This is a genomic window from Saccharomonospora sp. NB11 (genome assembly GCF_015910535.1).
GTDB lineage: Bacteria > Actinomycetota > Actinomycetes > Mycobacteriales > Pseudonocardiaceae > Saccharomonospora.
This window is the reverse complement of record NZ_JACBJG010000007.1, coordinates 117438-137528: the sequence shown is the minus strand read 5'-3', so window position 1 is coordinate 137528 and position 20091 is coordinate 117438. Positions and strand designations below refer to the sequence as shown.

The 20091-nt window shown below is 71.4% G+C and carries 12 protein-coding genes and 1 pseudogene; 9 read left to right on the top strand and 4 right to left on the bottom strand.

Features of this window, described 5'->3' with window-relative positions; translation table 11 throughout:
• Positions 1-297: 297 nt before the first annotated feature.
• The 6 genes from gltB to JAV51_RS12580 all read left to right on the top strand — a co-directional run bounded on the left by gltB (position 298) and on the right by JAV51_RS12580 (position 12036).
• Entirely contained in the window at positions 298-4830 is a 4533-nt protein-coding gene (gene gltB / locus JAV51_RS12605) for a glutamate synthase large subunit (protein WP_197320889.1), read from the top strand.
• A 65-nt stretch (positions 4831-4895) separates the two neighbouring features.
• On the top strand, positions 4896-6347 hold the full coding sequence (locus JAV51_RS12600; RefSeq protein WP_197320888.1) for a glutamate synthase subunit beta: 1452 nt from the start codon (positions 4896-4898) through the stop codon (positions 6345-6347).
• 98 nt (positions 6348-6445) lie between these two features.
• Positions 6446-7072 (top strand): bifunctional adenosylcobinamide kinase/adenosylcobinamide-phosphate guanylyltransferase, encoded by a 627-nt coding sequence (locus JAV51_RS12595; RefSeq protein ID WP_197320887.1) that lies wholly within the window; start codon positions 6446-6448, stop codon positions 7070-7072.
• Positions 7069-8124, top strand: a complete 1056-nt coding sequence (gene cobT, locus JAV51_RS12590; protein WP_374059034.1) for a nicotinate-nucleotide--dimethylbenzimidazole phosphoribosyltransferase — start codon at positions 7069-7071, stop codon at positions 8122-8124. The genes JAV51_RS12595 and cobT overlap by 4 nt, the downstream gene beginning before the upstream one ends.
• Positions 8121-8894, top strand: coding sequence for an adenosylcobinamide-GDP ribazoletransferase (locus JAV51_RS12585; RefSeq protein ID WP_307845870.1), 774 nt, complete (start codon positions 8121-8123; stop codon positions 8892-8894). Before cobT ends, JAV51_RS12585 begins: the two co-directional genes overlap by 4 nt.
• A 61-nt stretch (positions 8895-8955) precedes the next feature.
• On the top strand, positions 8956-12036 hold the full coding sequence (locus JAV51_RS12580) for an arabinosyltransferase domain-containing protein (protein ID WP_197320886.1): 3081 nt from the start codon (positions 8956-8958) through the stop codon (positions 12034-12036).
• Positions 12037-12073: 37 nt separating this feature from the next.
• Here the strand turns inward: JAV51_RS12580 and JAV51_RS12575 are convergent, their stop codons facing one another.
• The gene (locus JAV51_RS12575) at positions 12074-12460 is read right to left on the bottom strand and encodes a hypothetical protein (protein WP_197320885.1); all 387 of its coding nucleotides are present in this window, start codon (positions 12458-12460) and stop codon (positions 12074-12076) included.
• Positions 12461-12598: 138 nt separating this feature from the next.
• Here JAV51_RS12575 and aac(3) point away from each other — a divergent pair, with 138 nt between their 5' ends.
• Entirely contained in the window at positions 12599-13447 is an 849-nt protein-coding gene (gene aac(3) / locus JAV51_RS12570) for an aminoglycoside 3-N-acetyltransferase (protein ID WP_197320884.1), read from the top strand.
• A gap of 6 nt (positions 13448-13453) precedes the next feature.
• On the opposite strand, the gene ilvD is transcribed toward aac(3), so the two are convergent.
• Positions 13454-15142, bottom strand: a complete 1689-nt coding sequence (gene ilvD / locus JAV51_RS12565) for a dihydroxy-acid dehydratase (RefSeq protein ID WP_197320883.1) — start codon at positions 15140-15142, stop codon at positions 13454-13456.
• A gap of 44 nt (positions 15143-15186) precedes the next feature.
• Between ilvD and JAV51_RS12560 the strand changes: the two genes are divergently transcribed.
• Positions 15187-17532: a Tex family protein gene (locus tag JAV51_RS12560; RefSeq protein WP_197320882.1), complete on the top strand. Its 2346-nt coding sequence runs from the start codon at positions 15187-15189 to the stop codon at positions 17530-17532.
• A 142-nt stretch (positions 17533-17674) separates the two neighbouring features.
• Positions 17675-18139 (top strand): GreA/GreB family elongation factor, encoded by a 465-nt coding sequence (locus JAV51_RS12555; protein WP_197320881.1) that lies wholly within the window; start codon positions 17675-17677, stop codon positions 18137-18139.
• A gap of 286 nt (positions 18140-18425) precedes the next feature.
• Here the strand turns inward: JAV51_RS12555 and JAV51_RS12550 are convergent.
• Together JAV51_RS12550 and JAV51_RS12545 are read right to left on the bottom strand one after the other, a co-directional pair.
• Positions 18426-18629: pseudogene (locus JAV51_RS12550) on the bottom strand (DUF664 domain-containing protein); the annotation flags it as partial.
• Between the two features lie 159 nt (positions 18630-18788).
• On the bottom strand, positions 18789-20081 hold the full coding sequence (locus JAV51_RS12545; RefSeq protein ID WP_197320880.1) for an NAD(P)/FAD-dependent oxidoreductase: 1293 nt from the start codon (positions 20079-20081) through the stop codon (positions 18789-18791).
• Between the last annotated feature and the right edge of the window lie 10 nt (positions 20082-20091).

The window sequence follows — 20091 nt, the reverse complement described above, 5'->3', positions numbered from 1 at the left end:
CCGGCCGTTCACATTACTGTTCTAAGACCGGCGATCCCGGAGAACCATTCGTGCGCCGGATCCGCCGACGGCGTCGTTGGCAGATCCAGAATGCGTAATGCTCTGCCCGCCGCACAGTGCCGTGTGGTCACCCGATGTAGTTCCTGTCCTCCGCGACGAAGCGTGAGTGGCGACATCGACCTTTCCTGACCTGATCATCGCAACGTCGGGCCAAATCGTTAGCAGGCCGTGTGTCACGTCACGTGACACCGGTCGCTCGTGGCCCGGTGGTGCCGGACAAGAGGAGGGCCACCAGCCGTGAGCCGCCCCGCACCACGTGAACCCTCAGCGGGCTTGTACGACAGCCAGTACGAGCACGACGCCTGTGGCGTGGCGTTCGTCGCCGACCTCGCTGGCCGCGCCAACCACGACATCGTCGCAAAGGCCCTGGTGGCGCTGCGCAACCTGGAGCACCGCGGCGCTCGTGGCGCCGAACCCGACACGGGCGACGGCGCGGGCATCCTCATCCAGCTCCCCCACGCGTTCTTCCGCGAGGTCACCGACTTCGACCTGCCCGATCCCGGCCACTACGCCGCGGGCATCGCGTTCCTGCCGCACGACCCGGTCGTGCGCGGACGCGCCACCTCCACGATCGAGCGCATCGCCGCCGAGGAGGGCATGCGGGTACTGGGCTGGCGTGAGCTGCCCGTGGACACCGACCACGTGGGCGCCATCGCCGCCACCACCATGCCCCACTTCTCGCAGCTCTTCGTCGCGCCGAGCCGCGACGACGTGACCGGCCTCGACCTCGAACGCGCGGCGTTCTGTGTGCGCAAGCGGGTCGAACGCGAACTGGCCGAGCAGGACGTCTACTTCCCGAGCCTGTCGTCGCGCACCATCGTCTACAAGGGCATGCTCACCGAGCCGCAGGTCGAGAAGTTCTTCCTCGACCTCGCCGACGAGCGCGTCGTCAGCGCCATCGGCCTGGTGCACTCGCGGTTCTCCACGAACACGTTCCCGTCGTGGCCGCTCGCGCACCCCTACCGCTACATCGCCCACAACGGCGAGATCAACACGCTCCGGGGCAACCGCAACTGGATGGACGCGCGGGAGTCGCAGCTGGCGTCCGGGTTGTTCTCCGGCGACCTGTCCCGGCTGTTCCCGGTGATCACACGCGGTGCGAGCGACTCGGCGTCGTTCGACGAGGTGCTGGAGCTGCTGCACCTCGGTGGCCGGTCGCTGCCGCACGCGGTGCTGATGATGATCCCGGAGGCGTGGGAGAACCACCAGGAGATGGACCCCGCGCGCCGGGCGTTCTACGAGTACCACTCGACGCTGATGGAGCCGTGGGACGGCCCCGCGCTGGTGTCGTTCACCGACGGCACGCAGATCGGTGCGGTGCTCGACCGCAACGGTCTGCGGCCCGCCCGCTACTGGGTGACCGAGGACGGGCTCGTCGTGCTCGCCAGCGAGGTCGGCGTCCTGGAGCTGGACCAGTCCTCCATCGTCCGCAAGGGTCGGCTCGAACCGGGCCGGATGTTCCTGGTCGACACCGCCCAGGGCCGCATCATCGACGACGACGAGATCAAGGACGAGCTCGCAGCCGAACACCCGTACGCGGAGTGGCTCGACAACGGTCTGCTGCGGCTGGGAGAGCTGCCCGAGCGTGAGCGCGAGGTGCCGTCGCACGCGTCGCTGGTCCGCAGCCAGCAGGCGTTCGGCTACACCTCCGAGGAACTCGGTGTGCTGCTCGAACCGATGGCCCGCCAGGGCGCGGAGCCGATCGGCTCGATGGGCAACGACTCGCCGCTCGCGCCGTTGACCAGCAGGCCCCGGCAGTTGTTCGACTACTTCACCCAGTTGTTCGCCCAGGTCACCAACCCGCCGTTGGACGCGATCCGCGAGGAGCTGGTGACCGCGCTGGGCACCCAGCTCGGGTCGGAGCCGAACCTGTTGGACGGCGGCCCCGAGCACTGTCGCAAGATCGTGCTGCCGTTCCCGGTGCTCGACAACGACGACCTGGCGAAGCTGGTCCACGCCAACGACGACGGCGAGCTGCCCGAGTTCACCTCGTACACCGTGCGCGGCACGTTCGAGGTCGCGGGCGGCGGCGAGGCGCTGGTGCGCCGACTGGACGAGATCCGCGCCGAGGTCAGCGAGGCCATCGCGGGCGGGGCGCGGCTGATCGTGCTGTCCGACCGTGGTGTGGACGCCGAGCACGCACCGATCCCCTCGCTGCTGCTCACGGGCGCCGTGCACCACCACCTGGTACGCGAGAAGACCCGCACGCAGGTGGGGCTCGTCGTCGAGTCGGGCGACGCACGCGAAGTGCACCACATCGCGCTGCTCATCGGCTACGGCGCGGCGGCCGTCAACCCGTACCTGGCGATGGCCACGGTCGAGGAGCTGGCCGAGCAGGGCAGGCTGGGCGACGTCACGCCCAAGCGGGCGACCCGCAACCTCATCGCCGCGCTCGGCAAGGGCGTGCGCAAGACGATGTCGAAGATGGGTGTCTCGACGGTCGCCTCCTACACGGGTGCGCAGATCTTCGAGGCCATCGGCCTCGGCTCGGAGGTCATCGACACGTGCTTCACCGGGACGACGTCCCGGCTCGGCGGCGTGGGCTTCGACCTGCTGGCCCGCGAGGTGATCGAGCGGCACCGTCGTGCCTTCCCCGCCGACGGCGTGCGCGCGTCGCACCGCGAGCTGGAGACCGGTGGCGACTACCAGTGGCGGCGCGAAGGCGAGCCGCACCTGTTCAACCCGCACACGGTGTTCAAGCTCCAGCACTCCACGCGCAGCGGCAAGTACGAGATCTTCAAGGAGTACACGCGCGCGGTCGACGACCAGTCGAAGCAGCTCATGACGTTGCGCGGGCTGTTCGAGCTGAAGGAGGGCGTGCGCCCACCGGTGCCGATCGAGGAGGTCGAACCGGTCTCCGAGATCGTCAAGCGGTTCGCGACCGGCGCCATCTCCTACGGCTCGATCTCGCAGGAGATGCACGAGACGCTGGCCATCGCCATGAACCGGCTCGGCGGCAAGTCGAACACCGGTGAGGGCGGCGAGGACCCGGAGCGGCTCTACGACCCCGAGCGGCGCAGCGCCGTCAAGCAGGTCGCGAGCGGTCGGTTCGGGGTCACGAGCGAGTACCTCGTGAACGCCGACGACATCCAGATCAAGATGGCGCAGGGCGCCAAGCCCGGCGAGGGCGGGCAGCTTCCCGGCGGGAAGGTGTACCCGTGGATCGCGAAGACCCGGCACTCGACGCCGGGCGTGGGGCTCATCTCGCCGCCTCCGCACCACGACATCTACTCGATCGAGGACCTCGCCCAGCTCATCCACGACCTGAAGAACGCCAATCCGGCCGCGCGCATCCACGTGAAGCTCGTGTCCGAGGTGGGCGTGGGCACGGTCGCCGCCGGGGTGTCGAAGGCACACGCCGACGTGGTGCTGATCTCCGGCCACGACGGTGGCACGGGGGCGTCGCCGCTGTCGTCGATCAAGCACGCGGGTGGGCCGTGGGAGCTCGGGCTGGCCGAGACCCAGCAGACGCTGCTCGCGAACAAGCTGCGCGACCGGATCGTGGTGCAGACCGACGGACAGCTCAAGACGGGCCGCGACGTCGTCGTCGCCGCGCTGCTGGGCGCGGAGGAGTTCGGGTTCGCCACCGCTCCCCTCGTCGTGTCGGGCTGCATCATGATGCGCGTCTGTCACCTCGACACCTGTCCGGTGGGCGTGGCGACACAGAACCCGGAGCTGCGCGCGAAGTTCAGCGGCAAGGCCGAGTACGTGGTGAACTTCTTCGAGTTCATCGCCCAGGAGGTGCGGGAGTACCTCGCGAAGCTCGGTTTCCGTTCGATCGCCGAGGCCGTGGGACACGCCGAGCTGCTCGACACGCGCAAGGCCGTGGACCACTGGAAGGCCGCCGGGCTGGACCTCTCGCCGATCTTCCATGTGCCCGAGCTGGAGCCGGGCGCGGCACGACACCGGGTGGTGGCCCAGGACCACGGCCTCGACGCCGCGCTGGACAACACGTTGATCCAGCTCGCCGAAGGGGCGCTGGCCTCGGGCGAGCCGGTGAAGCTGGAATTGCCGGTGCGCAACGTCAACCGCACCGTCGGCACGATGCTCGGTTCCGAGGTCACGCGGCGCTGGGGCGGCAAGGGCCTGCCGGACGACACGATCGACGTGACGTTCACGGGCACCGCCGGTCAGTCCTTCGGGGCGTTCGTGCCGAAGGGCATCACGTTGCGGCTGTTCGGTGACGGCAACGACTACGTCGGCAAGGGACTCTCCGGTGGACGCATCGTCGTGCGGCCACCGCGCGAGTCCCGCTTGACCGCCGAGGACCACGTGATCGCCGGCAACGTCATCGGCTACGGCGCCACCAGCGGGGAGATCTTCCTGCGGGGCCGGGTCGGCGAACGGTTCTGCGTGCGCAACTCGGGCGCGCTGGCCGTCGTCGAGGGCATCGGCGACCACGGCTGCGAGTACATGACCGGCGGACACGTCGTGGTGCTCGGGCGGACGGGCCGCAACTTCGCGGCCGGCATGTCGGGCGGGATCGCCTACGTACTCGACCTGAACCCCGCCCGCGTCAACGCCGACATGGTGGACCTCGATCCGCTGGACGACGAGGACGAGGAGTTCCTCCGCGACGCGATCGAGCGGCACTACGTGGAGACCGAATCGACGGTGGCGCACGCGGTGCTCACCGACTGGGAGTCCGCGCTGGGCCGATTCACGAAGGTCATGCCGAAGGACTACAAGCGAGTCCTGCGTGCGCGCGCGGAGGCGGAGCGCGAGGGACGGGACGTCAACGCCGCGATCATGGAGGTGGCCAATGGCTGAGACTCCTCGTGCAGCTATTGCCACCGACCGGGTGCGGGTGTCCCGCAAAGTACCGGAGGTGGCCAATGGCTGACCCCAAGGGTTTTCTCACCACCAAGCGTGAGGTTCCGAAGTCCCGGCCCGTCGACCTGCGGCTGCGTGACTGGCGCGAGGTCTACGAGGAGTTCGAGACCTCGAAGCTCACCAAGCAGGCCGGGCGCTGCATGGACTGCGGTATCCCGTTCTGTCACCAGGGCTGTCCGCTGGGCAACCTGATCCCGGAGTGGAACACGCTGACGTGGCGTGACGACTGGCGCGACGCGATCGAGCGGTTGCACGCGACGAACAACTTCCCCGAGTTCACGGGGACGTTGTGTCCGGCTCCGTGCGAGGCGGCCTGTGTGCTGGGCATCAACAACGATCCCGTGACCATCAAGCGGGTCGAGGTCTCGATCATCGACCGGGCGTGGGACGAGGGTTGGGTGACGCCGCAGCCTCCGGCCACGAAGACCGGCAAGCGGGTCGCCGTCGTGGGGTCCGGTCCGTCGGGTCTGGCGGCGGCGCAGCAGTTGACGCGCGCAGGCCACGACGTCGTGGTGTACGAGCGGGCGGACGCGATCGGCGGCCTGCTGCGGTACGGCATTCCCGAGTTCAAGATGGAGAAGTTCCGGCTGGACCGTCGGCTGGAGCAGATGCGGGCCGAGGGCACCGAGTTCCGCACCGGGGTGAACGTCGGGGTGGACGTGACGGCGGCCGAGCTGGTCGACGGCCACGACGCCGTGGTGCTCGCCGGTGGTGCGACAGCGGCGCGGGATCTGCCGGTGCCGGGTCGTGAGCTGCCGGGCGTGCACCAGGCGATGGAGTACCTGCCGTTCGCCAACCGGGTCGCGAGCGGGGCGCTGGCGACCTCGCCGATCGACGCGGCGGGCAAGGACGTCGTCGTCATCGGTGGCGGCGACACGGGCGCCGACTGCGTCGGCACCGCGCACCGGCAGGGCGCGCGCTCGGTGACGCAGCTCGAAATCATGCCGAAGCCGCCGCTGTCGCGTTCGGAGGCGCACCCGTGGCCGACGTACCCGATGATCTACCGGGTGTCGTCGGCGCACGAGGAGGGCGGCGAACGCCTCTACTCGGTGAACACGCAGGAGTTCCTCGCCGACGACGAGGGCAACCTGCGGGCGCTGAAGCTCGTCGAGGTGCGGCGTGAGGACGGCCGGTTCGTTCCGGTCGAGGGCACCGAGCGCGATCTGCCCGCCCAACTGGTGCTGCTCGCGATGGGCTTCGTCGGCCCGCAGCGGGAGGGCCTGTTGGAGCAGCTCGGGGTCGAGCTCGACGCCCGCGGCAACGTGGCGCGCGACGCCTCGTTCGCCACGAGCGTGGACAAGGTGTTCGTCGCCGGTGACATGGGCCGCGGTCAGTCGCTGATCGTGTGGGCGATCGCGGAGGGCCGGTCGGCGGCGGCCGGGGTCGACGCCTACCTCACCGGACGCGACGTGTTGCCGGCGCCGATCGCGCCCACCGACCGTCCCATCGCGTGAGAGTCGCGGTCGCGGGGGACGCGGGCGGACGACACGTTCGTCCCGTATCCCCCGCGACCGCAGCGCGAAAGGCCCGTTGTGGGCAAGAATGACCGACCATGATGACTGATCCGAAACGGCGGGTCACCGAGTTCGTGGCCGAGCGGCTGGAGGCGGGGGCGACCCTCCTGCGCAACTACGGCCGTCGTGCCCGAGGCGGGCAGCGCACCCTCGTTCTGGGCGGTGTCCGGTCGGGCAAGTCGCGGCACGCCGAGCAGCTCATGACGCCCTACCGGTACGTCGTCTACGTGGCGGGCAGCGCGCCGCCGAGCGACGACGACCCCGAATGGGCGGCCCGGGTGGCCGCGCACCGCGACCGCAGGCCCGCGCATTGGCGCACGGTCGAGACCATGGACATTCCGGAGGTCCTGCGGACCACCACGGCTCCCCTGCTCGTGGACTGTCTCGGCACCTGGCTGACCCGGGTGCTCGACGAGGCGGGCGCGTGGGAGCGCCGTCCCGGGTGGCAGCGGGCCGTGGACGAACGCCTGCAGGACTTCGTGGACGCCTGGCACGAGCTGAAGGTCCCCGCGGTGGCGGTGAGCAACGAGGTCGGTTCGGGTGTCGTGCCCGGCACGCACGCGGGGCGCGTGTTCCGCGACGTGCTGGGGGCGTTCAACACGGCGGTCGCGGCGGGCTCGCACTCGGTGCGACTGGTCGTGGCGGGCCGGGTGATGCATCTGTGACGACGACGCAGTCCCTCGTCGTCCCGCTGCCCCACGCGACGGCGACGTGCCAGGCCAGACGGCGACTCGACGAGCTGGTCAAACCTGTCGGTTCACTCGGCAGGCTTGAGGAGCTCGCCGCGTGGCTGTGCGGCGTGCACGGCACGGTGCCACCGCGCCCGTTGGACGATGTGCGGGTGGTGGTCTTCGCGGGCGACCACGGTGTGTCCGCCGCGTCCTCGGGCACGCCCGGCGTGTCGGCGTACCCGCGTGAGATCACCGCCGCGATGGTGCGGGTGTTCGTGGCGGGAACGAGCGGGGTCACGGTGTTGGCCCGGCAGGTCGGCGCGCGGGTGCGGGTGCTCGACATCGCCGTGGACGCCGATCTCGACGACCTGCCGCGCGACGTCGTGGCTCGCAAGGTACGCCGGGGGTCCGGGGCCATCGACGTGGAGGACGCCCTCGCCCCGGGCGAGGCGGAACGGGCCTTCGCGGCGGGGCGGGCCGTGGCCGACGAGGAGGTGGACGCGGGCGCCGACCTGCTCGTCCCCGGAGACATGGGCATCGGCAACAGCACCGTCGCTGCCGCGTTGGTCGGCGCGTCGCTGGGCCTGCCCGCTCACCGGGTGGTCGGAACCGGCACCGGCGTGGACGAGAGCGGGCACGCACGCAAGGTCGTGGTGGTCGACCGGGCCCTGCACCGGGCAGCGGCGCGGGTGGCGGACCCGTTCGAGCGGCTCACCGCCCTCGGCAGCGCGTGCGCCGCAGCCACGGCCGGGTTCCTGGTGCAGGCGGCGGTGCGGTCGACCCCGGTCGTGCTCGACGGCGTGTTCTCGCTGGCAGCCGCGCTCGTGGCACGGGACGTGGCTCCCGACGCGGCGCGGTGGTGGCTCGCCGGTCACCGCTCGACCGAACCCGCCCAGCACGCCGCGTTGGCCGCGCTCGGGCTGGACCCGATTCTCGACCTGGGGCTACGGCTCGGTGAGGGCAGCGGTGCGGTGCAGGCGGTGCCGGTGTTGCGCGCGGCGCGGGCGGTGCTCACCGACATGGGCCGCCTGGCCGACCTGACGTGAACCGCACCGCGACGGTGCTGCGCGACGGCCTGCGCCTGGCCGTCGGCACGCTCACCGTGCTGCCCGTGACACCCCCGGCTGCGGTCAACCGCCACGTCGCCGCCGTCGCCATGGTCGCCGCGCCGCTGGCGGCGCTGCCGTTGGCCGTGGTGGCCGCCCTGGTCGTCGTCGGCGGAACGTGGCTCGGCCTGCCGGATCTCGTCACCGCCGTCGCGGCGCTCGCCGCCGTGGCGCTCGGCAACCGCGGCCTGCATCTCGACGGTCTCGCCGACGTCGCGGACGGACTCGCCGCCTCCTACGACCGGGAGCGCGCGTTGGCGGTGATGCGCCGGGGCGACGTCGGGCCGAGTGGGGTCGCGACCGTGGTCCTGCTCCTGCTCGCGCAGGTGGCAGCCCTCGCGGGCGCGGTGTCGGCGGGCGTGGGTGCGGCGGCGGTGGCGACCGCCGTGCTCACCGGACGCGTGGTGCTGCCGTTGTTCTGCGTGCGGGCGGTGCCGTCGGCGCGCCCGGACGGACTGGGCGCGGCCGTCGCGGGCACGGTGCCGCCCGGTGTGGCCGCCGCACTCGCCGCGATCGTGCTGGCGGTCAGCGGCGTGGTGCCCGGCTTCCCGTGGTGGCACGGCGTCCTCGCGGTGGCCCTCGGCTGGGCGGGCGCGGCAACGCTGCTCGCGCGTGCCGTGCGCCGCTTCGGCGGAATCACCGGTGACGTCCTGGGCGCGGGCACCGAGGTCGCCACCACGGTGACGCTGGTGGTGCTGTCCGCGGTCTGAGCCCCGCGTGAGTGACACGACGGCCGGGCGAGTCCGCCGCGCGCCGTTAGCGTGAGGACTGATGGACTCCATCACCTCGCCGCGTCCGGGCCTGCCGGAGGACCTTCCACGGCACTCGCCACGCCGGTCGGCCACCCCCGTGCCGGGGCGACGCGTGGCGGCGGCGCTGGGACTGGTGACGGTGTTCTGCGCGCTCGTGTTCCCGTTCCTGCCGGTGATCCAGTCCTCCGCCCGCATCGTCTGGCCGGTGGCCGGTGACACCACGGCGGTCAACGCTCCCCTGGTGTCCTACTGGGCTCTGGACACCGCGGCGACCGTGCCCTGCGCGACGGTGCGCTCCCTCGACGCGCGCACGTCCGGCTCGGCGTTGCTGCTGGCCACGGTCCCACCGGCGCGGGACGACAGCGGCATCGGACTGCGCCTGACCGTGCAGGACGGCGAACTCGTGGCGGTGCATCGAGGCGAGCAGGTCGCGCGTACGCCGCTGTCCGGTTCGGACTGTTCGGTCGCCGTTCACTCCACGCCGCACCGCACCACGCTGACGGTCGGCACTGCCACCGTGTACGAGGTCGACGGCGACGTCCGACCCCGCATCGTGGGGATCTACTCGGATCTCGACGGCACGCGGGATCCCGTCGACGGCCTCACCGTGTCGATCACCCCCGACACGCGGTACGAATCGTCACCCACGGCGGGCAAACTCGCCGTGGCCGCCCTGGGCGTCGTCGCCGCGCTCGGGTGTCTGACCGCCGTTGCCCGGCGCGACCGCGTCCTCGGCCGCCGAGCCCCACCCGTGCGCCGTCGGCCCCGCCTCACCGGCCGGGACGCCGCCGTGGTCGGCGTGCTGGCCGCGTGGGTCCTCATCGGACCGGTCACCTCGGACGACGGCTACATCCTCACCATGGCCAGGGTCGCCGACGAGGCCGGCTACCTGACCAACTACCACCGCTGGTTCGGGGTGGCGGAGGCTCCGTTCGGCTGGTTCTACCACGTGTACACGGTGATGGCGCAGGTCAGCGCGAGCGTGCCGTGGATCCGGCTGCCCTCGTTCGTGCTCGGGGTGACGAGCTGGCTGATTCTGAGCCGTCACGTGCTGCCGAGGCTCGGCGCGGCGGTCCGACTCAGCCGAGCGGCCGGGTGGGCGGCCGCGACGGTGTTCTGCGTGTGGTGGCTTCCCTACGACAACGGTGTCCGCCCCGAGCCGGTGGCCGTGTTGGGGTCGCTGCTGTCGCTGTGGGCGGTGGAGCGCGCCCTCGCCACACGCCGGTTGCTGCCCGTGTGTCTCGGCGTCGGCGCCGCTGCCTTCACCGTCGCCGCCACGCCCACCGGGTTGATCGCCATCGCCCCGTTCCTGGTGGCGGCCCGCCCGCTGTTCCGGCTGCTGCGCGAGCACTCCCGCGACTCCGGGACGGCGACCCTCGCCCCGGTGTTCGCCTCCGGGTGTCTGGTGCTCTTCGCGGTGTTCGCCGATCAGACGGCCGCGAGCGTGGCCGAGGCGATCCGCGTGCGCGACGTCGTGGGCCCGAGCATGTCATGGTACGAGGAGCTGGCGCGCTACGAACTGCTGTTCAGCCAGGCACCCGACGGGTCGCTGACCCGGCGATTCCCGGTGCTGTTGCTCGTGCTGTGCACGGCCGCGTGTCTCGCCGTGCTGCTGCGTCGCGGGCGCATCCCCGGTGCCGCGCTCGGCCCGAGCCGTCGGCTCATCGGCACCGTGGCCCTGTTCTTCGTCCTGCTGGCGCTGACGCCGACGAAGTGGACCCACCACTTCGGGGCGTTCGCGGCCGTGGGCGCGGCCATGGCGGCGCTCACGGCACTCGCCACCAGCGGGTCGGTGCTGCGCTCCCGACGCAACCACGCCGCGTTCGTGGCGGGCCTGCTGCTGGTCGCGGCCGTCTCGGTGACCGCACCCAACGACTACTGGTTCGTCTCGCAGGTGGGTGTCCCCTGGTTCGACCTGCCGCCCGAGGTCGGGGGCGTCGCGCTGTCCACGGTGCTGACCCTGGCCGCCGCCGTCGCGGGAGTCGTGGCGTTCTCGGAGAACGTGCGCGCACGAGGAACCGGGCCGCCCACCCCGCAGGTCCACCGCCTCGCGCTGTGGCGCGGGTCGGTGGCGATCGTCGCGGTGTGCGGGTTCGTGGTGCTGTTCACCGTCGGCAGCATGGTCAAGGCCATGGTGGAGCAGCGCGGCACCTACAGTCTCGGGACCGCGAACCTCGCCCACCTCACCGGCAGTCACTGTGGCCTCGGCGACCACGTCATGGTCGAGCGCGACCCGGCGAACCACGTCCTGTCACCGCTGTCGACCGACCCGGGCAGCGGTACCGGCTTCCACACCGCCCCGACCTCGGTCACCGACCCGCTCGACGGCCCACCGCACGGCTTCGACGCCGACACCGTCCCGATGTGGAGCAGCCACGACGCGAGGACTCCGACCACCGGTCGGGTCGACACCCCGTGGCACGTGCTGCCCGCCGACGCGGGCGACGACGGCGCACAGGACGCCCCACGCGTCGTCGTCTCGGTCGCATCGCCGTCGGGCACCGCCACCCATGTGGACGTCGAGTTCGGACGCCGGACCCCGGACGGCGTGCAGGCGCTCGGCACCCGCACGGCGTTGGCTCCGGGCGCGGGCACCGGAGAGTGGGAGGACGCGCGCCTGTGGGCGGCCGACGTCCCGGCCGACGCCGACGCGGTCCGGCTCGTTCTCGTCGACGACGACCTCACCACCGACGGCTGGGTGGCCGCGACCGCGCCCCGCGCACCGACGTTCACAACCCTCACGGAAGCGGTCGGCGACACTCCCGTCTACGTCGACTGGCCCGCGTCGTTCGTCTACCCGTGTCTCACCCCCACGACCATCGCCGACGGCGTTCTGCGCCTGCCCGGCTACCACCTCACGGCGGGATCACTCGCCGACGAAGCGGGCTGGGCGAGCGCCACCGCGGGAGGCATGCTGGGCAACCTCGACGAGGTCGCCGCGAAGCCCGAGATCCCGAGCTACCTCGCGGGTGAGGTGGACCAGCCGTGGGGCGCGCTGTACGCCGTCGAACCGTACGAGGCGGGAGACCCGCCCACGATCCAGCGGGAACGCGACGTCCGACCCGGCTGGTGGTCCCCCGGCCCCGGCCCGCAACCCTGAGCGAGAGCCCTCGCTCCCGGCCACCCTCGACCTGCCGTCACGGCACGCGCTGCCGCACCTGCACGTAGTCGAGGCGGTGTTCCAGCACCGCACCGTCGGGCAGGTCGGCCACGAGGTCGAGCAACGAGTCGGCCAGTGCCTCCACGTCGTCGATCTCGTAGCCCTGTTCCTCCACACTGGACCGCAGCACCATGATGTAGTCCGCGCGGGTGATGCCGTGCAGGGTGCGCACCATGGCGGTGGTGGTGGCACGGTGCGACGACAACCCGGCGAAGCCCCGCCCGCAACCGCATCCGCCGTCCGGGTCGTAGCGGTCCTGCGCACACGTCGGCGCGATCCACACCAACTCGCCCTCGACACACCAGTGGTAATCGTTGTCGCGATAGCCCTGCGTCGCCGATGTGGCCACCAGTGCCTTCACCATGTGCCGCCTCCCCGGGGTCATGCTCGATATCTCTTTTGACTATCAGCGGGCGCCGACAGAATCGGGCTCCGTGAGGGCGTGTCCGAAACTCCGATTTCGGATTCATCCGGTCGGGGCAGCGGACCTAGACTTCGAGCCATGGACACCTTCGCGCTGCTGCGACGCAGCGACGGTCCCGTCACCCGCAGCAGGCTTCGCGCCGACCTCACCGCGCTCGGGCTGCGGGAGGGCGACACGGTCATGTTCCACACCCGGATGTCCGCGATCGGCTACGTCGCGGGCGGCCCCACCACGCTCATCCAGGCGCTGCAGGACGTGGTCGGTCCACGTGGGACGCTCATGGTCACGTGTGGCTGGAACGACGCTCCACCGTACGACTTCGTCACGTGGCCGCCGGAATGGCAGGAGCGGGTGCGGGCGGAGCATCCCGCCTTCGACCCGCAGCTCAGCGAGGCCGACCACGACAACGGTCGGCTGCCCGAGGCGTTGCGTCGCTGGCCCGGTGCCGTCCGCAGCAGGCACCCCGACGTCAGCTTCGCCGCGCTCGGCCGTCGCGCCGAGGAGCTGATGGCCGACCACCCCTGGGACGACCCGCACGGGCCGGGCAGCCCGCTCGCTCGACTGACCGAGGTCGGTGGTCGGGTGCTGTTGCTCGGCGCGCCGCTGGACACCCTCACGTTGCTGCACCACGCGGAGGCCATCGCCGACGCACCCGGCAAGATCCACATCTCGTACGAGATGCCGATCCGGGTGGACGGCGAACGCGTGTGGCGCACGTTCACCGACATCGACTCCGAGAACGGGGCGTTCGACTACTCGCCCGTCGTCGGACCGGACGACGACCCGTTCGGCGTCATCGGCCGTGACCTGCTGGCGGCGGGCGTCGGACACAGCCGCCGGGTCGGCGCCGCGCCGAGCCACCTGTTCGAGGCGGCCGACGTGGTCGAGTTCGGGGTGAGCTGGATCGAGGACAAGCTGGGCCGCTGACGGCCCTCACGAGCACACCGCTCCCCGCGACGCCGACCCCACGAGCCGCGCGTACTTGCCCAGCACGCCTCGGTGCTCCACCTCCGGCGCCCGCCAGCCCTCCCGGCGCCGGGCGAGCTCGGCGTCGTCGACGAGCAGGTCCAACGTCCGGCTCTCCAGGTCGACGACGATCCGGTCACCGTCCCGGACGAACGCGATCGGACCGCCGTGCGCGGCCTCGGGCGCGACGTGCCCGATGCACAGGCCGGTAGTGCCGCCCGAGAACCGACCGTCGGTGAGCAGCAGGACGTCACGCCCCAGCCCCGCACCCTTGATCGCCCCCGTGACGGCCAGCATCTCCCGCATGCCCGGGCCACCACGCGGCCCCTCGTGACGGATGACCACGACGTCGCCCGCCACGAGCTCCGGCAACGCCGCCATCGCCGCCTGCTCGCCGTCGAACACCCGGGCCCGCCCCTCGAAGCGGGGCCGGTCGAATCCCGCGCTCTTCACCACCGCGCCCTCCGGCGCGAGGCTGCCGTGCAGGATCGTGATGCCGCCCGAGGCGTGGATCGGGTCGGCCAGGGAGCGCACCACCGTGCCGTCCAGCTCCCCCGGCCGCAGCTCGGCCAGGTTCTCCGCCACCGTCCGCCCGGTGACCGTCAGGCAGTCGCCGTGCACGAGTCCCGCGTCCAGCAACGCCTGCATCACCACCGGCACGCCACCCACGCGGTCGACGGCCGTCATCACGTACTCGCCGAACGGTTTGACGTCCGCGAGGTGCGGGACCCGGTCGCCCACCCGCGCGAAGTCGTCCAACTCCAACGGCACCTCGGCCTCGTGGGCGATGGCCAGCAGGTGCAGTACCGCGTTGGTCGAGCCACCGAGCGCCATCACCACCGCGATGGCGTTCTCGAACGCCTCCCGGGTGAGGACGTCGCGCGCGGTGAGGCCGCGACGCAACATCCCCACCACCGCCTCCCCGCTCGCGCGCGCGAACCCGTCGCGACGGCGGTCCACCGACGGCGGGCTGGCCGACCCGGGCAACGACATCCCCAACGCCTCGGCCGCGCACGCCATCGTGTTGGCCGTGTACATGCCGCCGCACGCTCCCTCCCCGGGACACACGGCACGTTCGACCCGGTCGACGTCGTCCTCGCCGATCAACCCACGCCGACACGCCCCCACCGCCTCGAACGCGTCGATGATGGTGACCTCGCGGCCGTCGAGTCGGCCCGGCAGCGTCGACCCCGCGTACACGAACACGGCGGCCACGTCGGTGCGCGCGGCGGCCATCAGCATGCCGGGCAGGCTCTTGTCACACCCGGCCAGCAACACGGCGCCGTCGAGCCGTTCCGCCTCCAGCACCGTCTCCACCGAGTCGGCGATGACCTCCCGCGACACCAACGAGAAGTGCATGCCCCGGTGCCCCATGCTGATCCCGTCCGACACCGACAACGTGCCGAACTCCAGCGGATACCCGCCTCCCGCGTGCACGCCCTGCTTGCTCGCTTCCGCCAGCCTGCGCAGCGACAGGTTGCACGGGGTGATCTCGTTCCACGACGAGGCGATGCCGACCTGGGGCTTCGCGAAGTCCGCGTCACCCATGCCCACGGCCCGCAACATCGCTCTCGCGGCCGTGCGCTCCAGTCCGTCGGTGACGTCGCGGCTGCGCGGCTTCGGATCGACCCGGCCGACCGCGCCGGTTTCGGTCATGGGGCCATCATGAGCGCGGAGCGCAGCAGGCACAATTCGGTCTCGTGGCTGACAGGACGTCCCTACACGACAAGATCGCCGACGAGCTCGGCGTCCGCCCCGAGCAGGTCCACGCCGCCGTGGCCCTGCTGGACGACGGCTCGACGGTGCCGTTCATCGCGCGTTACCGCAAGGAGGTGACGGGCGGCCTCGACGACACCCAGCTCCGCACCCTCGAGGAGCGCCTGCGGTACCTGCGGGAGCTCGAGGACCGGCGCACGGTGATCCTCGAATCCATTCGTTCCCAGGGCAAGCTCACCGAGGAGCTCGAAGCCCGGATCATGGCCGCCGAGGAGAAGGCCCGCCTCGAAGACATCTACCTCCCCTACAAGCCCAAGCGGCGCACCAAGGCCCAGATCGCGCGCGAGGCCGGCCTCGAACCGCTGGCTGACGGCCTGCTCGCCGACCCCACCCAGGACCCGACCACGACGGCCGAGGCGTACGTGAACGCCGACGCGGGCGTCGCCGACGCCGCCGCCGCGCTCGCGGGTGCCCGCGCGATCCTCGTGGAGCGCTTCGCCGAGGACGCCGACCTCATCGGCGAACTGCGCGAGACCATGTGGAAGCAGGGGTGGCTCACCTCCAAGGTCCGCGAGGGCAAGGAGACCGAGGGCGCGAAGTTCGCCGACTACTTCGAGTTCGCCGAACCGCTCTCGAAGCTGCCCTCGCACCGCATCCTGGCGCTGTTCCGCGGTGAGAAGGAGGAGATCCTCGACCTCACCACCGAACCCGTCGAACCGGGCGCCGACGCCGACCACTACGAGACCCGCATCGCCGAACGTCACGGCATCGCCGACCAGGGCCGCCCCGCCGACCGCTGGCTGCGCGACACCGTGCGGTGGGCGTGGCGGACGAAGATCCTGCTGCACCTGGGCATCGACCTGCGTATGCGGCTGCGCCAGGCCGCCGAGGACGAGGCCGTGCGCGTCTTCGCCGCCAACCTGCGCGACCTGCTGCTCGCCGCCCCGGCAGGCACCCGCCCGACCATGGGCCTCGACCCCGGCTACCGCACCGGCGTGAAGGTGGCGGTCGTGGACGGCACGGGCAAGGTGGTCGCCACCGACACCGTCTACCCGCACAAGCCGCAGGCCCGCTGGGACGAAGCCCTGGCCACGCTCGAACGGCTCGTCCGCGCGCACGGCGTCGAACTGATCGCCATCGGCAACGGCACCGCCTCGCGCGAGACGGACAAGCTCGCCGGTGAACTCACCAAGCGGCTCTCCGACCTCGGCGTCACGAAGATCGTCGTGTCGGAGGCCGGCGCCTCGGTGTACTCGGCGTCCGCCTACGCGGCGCAGGAACTGCCCGACCTCGACGTGTCACTGCGTGGGGCCGTGTCCATCGCACGACGGCTCCAGGACCCGCTGGCCGAACTGGTCAAGATCGACCCGAAGTCCATCGGCGTCGGCCAGTACCAGCACGACGTCGCCGAGACCAAGCTGTCGCGCTCGCTCGACGCCGTCGTCGAGGACTGCGTCAACGCGGTGGGAGTCGACCTCAACACCGCGTCCGCTCCCCTGCTCGCACGGGTGTCGGGCATCGGCACGGGCCTGGCGGAGAACATCGTCGCCCACCGCGACGCCCACGGTCCCTTCCGGACCCGCACCGCGCTCAAGGACGTCGCCCGACTCGGCCCCAAGGCGTTCGAACAGTGCGCCGGGTTCCTCCGCATCCCCGACGGCGACGACCCCCTCGACGCCTCCGCCGTGCACCCCGAGTCCTACCCGGTGGTGCGGCGCATCCTCGACCACGCGGGCGTGGGAATCCGCGAACTCATCGGCGCGTCCCGCACCCTGCGGTCGCTGAAGCCCGAGACGTTCGCCGACGACAAGTTCGGTGTCCCGACGGTCACCGACATCCTCGCCGAACTGGAGAAGCCCGGGCGTGACCCGCGGCCGGAGTTCAAGACGGCGACCTTCGCCGACGGCGTCGACACGATGGCGGACCTCAAGCCGGGGATGCGGCTGGAAGGCGTCGTCACCAACGTGGCCGCGTTCGGCGCGTTCGTCGACATCGGCGTCCACCAGGACGGTCTCGTCCACGTGTCGGCCATGTCGCACCAGTACGTCTCCGACCCGCGCGACGTGGTCAAGTCGGGCGACGTGGTGACGGTGAAGGTGCTCGACGTGGACGTCGCCCGCAAGCGCATCTCGCTGACCCTCCGACTCGACGACGAACCCACGGCGGGCCAGGACGGGCGCAGGCAGGGCAAGCAGGCCGACCGAGGGCAGGGCCGCAAGGACGGCCGGAACACGCAACGCGGCAAGCAGGGTCGGCAAGGCAGGCAGGGCAGGCAGTCCGGCGGCGGCGCCATGGCGGAGGCACTGCGGAAGGCCGGTTACGGCGTCTGATCGGCCCCACGGCAGGAGGACGGCGCGGGGCCGGTCGCGGCGTTCGACCGACTCCACGGCAGGAGGACAGCACGAAGCCGGTCGCGGGCGTTTGATCGCAGACGCGTGGCGAGGCGGGCGGCCTGGCCGGACAATGGGGTCCATGACGTCGACCCCAGGTTTGAGCCAGGCCACCCGCGCCCGTCTGGAGCGCGAGCTCGACTCGCTGCGCACGCAACGCGAGTCCCTGGCGCCGAAGCTCGGTGAGGACCCGCTCGGCGACAGCGCCGACCAGGCCGACCTGCTGGAGCGCGCCGAAGTGGTGTCGCGGCTCGACCGACGCATCGCCGAGATCACCGACCTGCTGTACGGCGGACCGAGCGCCGAGCAGGAGCAGGGGCTGCCGTCGGGAACGCGGGTCACGTTGCGCTTCGACGACGGCAGCACCGAGGACATGGTGGTGGTCGGCTTCGCCGACGAGGCGGAGGACGACGACACGTCGTCGTTGACGGCGGACAGCCCGCTGGGCCACGCGCTCGCGGGCGCGTCGGAGGGCGACACCGTCACCTACCGCACCCCGCGAGGCGAAGCCACGGCCCAACTGGTGAAACTCACTCTCCCCAACTGACGCCGTGTCCGCGAGCTGCGCACGCGTGTCCCCAATTCCGGCACGCGTGTCCGCAGTTTGTGCACCCGAGTCGGCACCTCGCGCCGCCGTGTCCCCATCTCCTGTACGCGTGTCCGCGAGCTGCGCACGGATGTCCCCACCTCGCGCGCACATCTGCACGTGCCAGATGAGAGGCACCTCTGCCGAAGATCGGCCCACCCGCGTGCCCGTTCCCCAGAACCGGAACAGGCCACGCAGCCTCAACGCGCAGCCCCGAGGTCGAGACCGGCGCCGTTCGACACCGTTGTCAGGCGCCAACGGTGCCGTCGAGGCCCTCCCGCAGGAAGTCGGCGTGCCCGTTGTGACGCGCGTACTCGTGGATCAGGTGCAGCACGAGCCGCAGCGACACCTGCTCGCCCGAGCGTGAGTCGTACCCGGTGACGTCGAGCGACGGTGCCTCACGCTCGAGGCGCCGTGAGTGCTCGACCTCCGCCTCCCACGCCGCGAACGCACACACCGGGCGCGACGCACGCCGTTGAGACGGGTCCGGGACGTGCGATCTCGCGTCCGGGGAGACCGGACACGCGTGCGTCAAGCGAGGACACGAGTACGCAACTCGCGGACACGTGTGCGGGAAGTGCGGACACGCGCGCGCAACTCGCGGACACGGTTACTTTTTCGCGGCTTGCCGGAAGGCTCCTCGGGGTTCTTCACGGGAGCCGAAGTTCACGACGTCGTGGCCGAAGGGCATGCCGACCGCCCAGTCGCACAGCACCCGCGCCGTGCGGTTCCACGTCGGGATCTGCGTGGCGTAGTACGCGCGGCGCAGTGTCCACGCCAACGTGCCGTTCACCTTGTGACCGCCCACCTCGCCCACGGCCTTGTTCTTGCCGAGCGTCACGAACTCGCCCCGGCTGTTGTACTGGAACGGCTTGGGGGCGTGCCCTCGCAACGTCAGCAGCAGGTTCTCGCCGAGCTGTTGTGCCTGCCGCACCGCGTGCTGGGCCGTGGGCGGGCAGGTGCCGCCCTGCTCCGGGTCGGGCACAGCCGCGCAGTCGCCCGCCGACCAGATGTCGGCGTACCCGTCGACCCGCATGGTGCCGTCGACGACGAGTCTGCCTCGGTCGTCCACGGGCAGCCCCAGCTCGCCGAGGATCGGTTGGGGTCGGGTGCCGGCGACCCACACCAGCGTGTCGGACGCGAGTTTCGTGCCGTCGGACAACTGCAGCACGCCGTTCTCCGCCGACTCCAACAGCGTCCCGGTGCGGATGTCGATGCCGCGCCCGGTGAGTTCGGTGGTCGCGAGGTCGGCGAGGTCGGCGCTGACGGTGCCGAGGATGCGGTCCATCGCCTCGACGAGGATCCAGCGCATCTCCGATCGGTCGAGTTCCGGGTAACCCTCCAGCACGTCGACTGCCATGTCCTGCAGCTCGGCGATCGCCTCGACACCGGTGTAGCCGCCACCGACGAACACGAAGGTCAACGCGCGTCGCCGTAGCTCGTGATCGGTGGTCGCCGACGCGATCTCCAACTGCCGCAGCACGTGGTCGCGCAGGTGGGCGGCCTCTTCCAGCGAGTTGAACCCGATGCCGTTCTCGACGAGCCCGGGCACCGGCAGCAGCTTGGATCTGGCGCCCAACGCGAGCACGAGTTCGTCGTAGCCCAGCGTCAGGTCCGGTCCGGCGATGGGCTGCACGGTGGCGGTCCTCGCGGCGGTGTCGAGCCCGGTCAGGGCACCGGAGACGAAGCGCGCCTTCCGCAGCACCGCCCGCAGGGGCACGACCGCGTGTCGGGGTTCGAGCGTGCCGGACGCCACCTCGGGCAGCAGCGGTCGGTAGATCATGTAGTTCTCGGGATTGACCACCGTGACCTCGGCCTCGCCGGACCGTAGTCCCCGCTGGAGCTTGAGCGCGGTGTAGAGGCCGACGTAGCCGCCCCCGATGATCAGAATGCGTGTGGGCACACGGACCTCC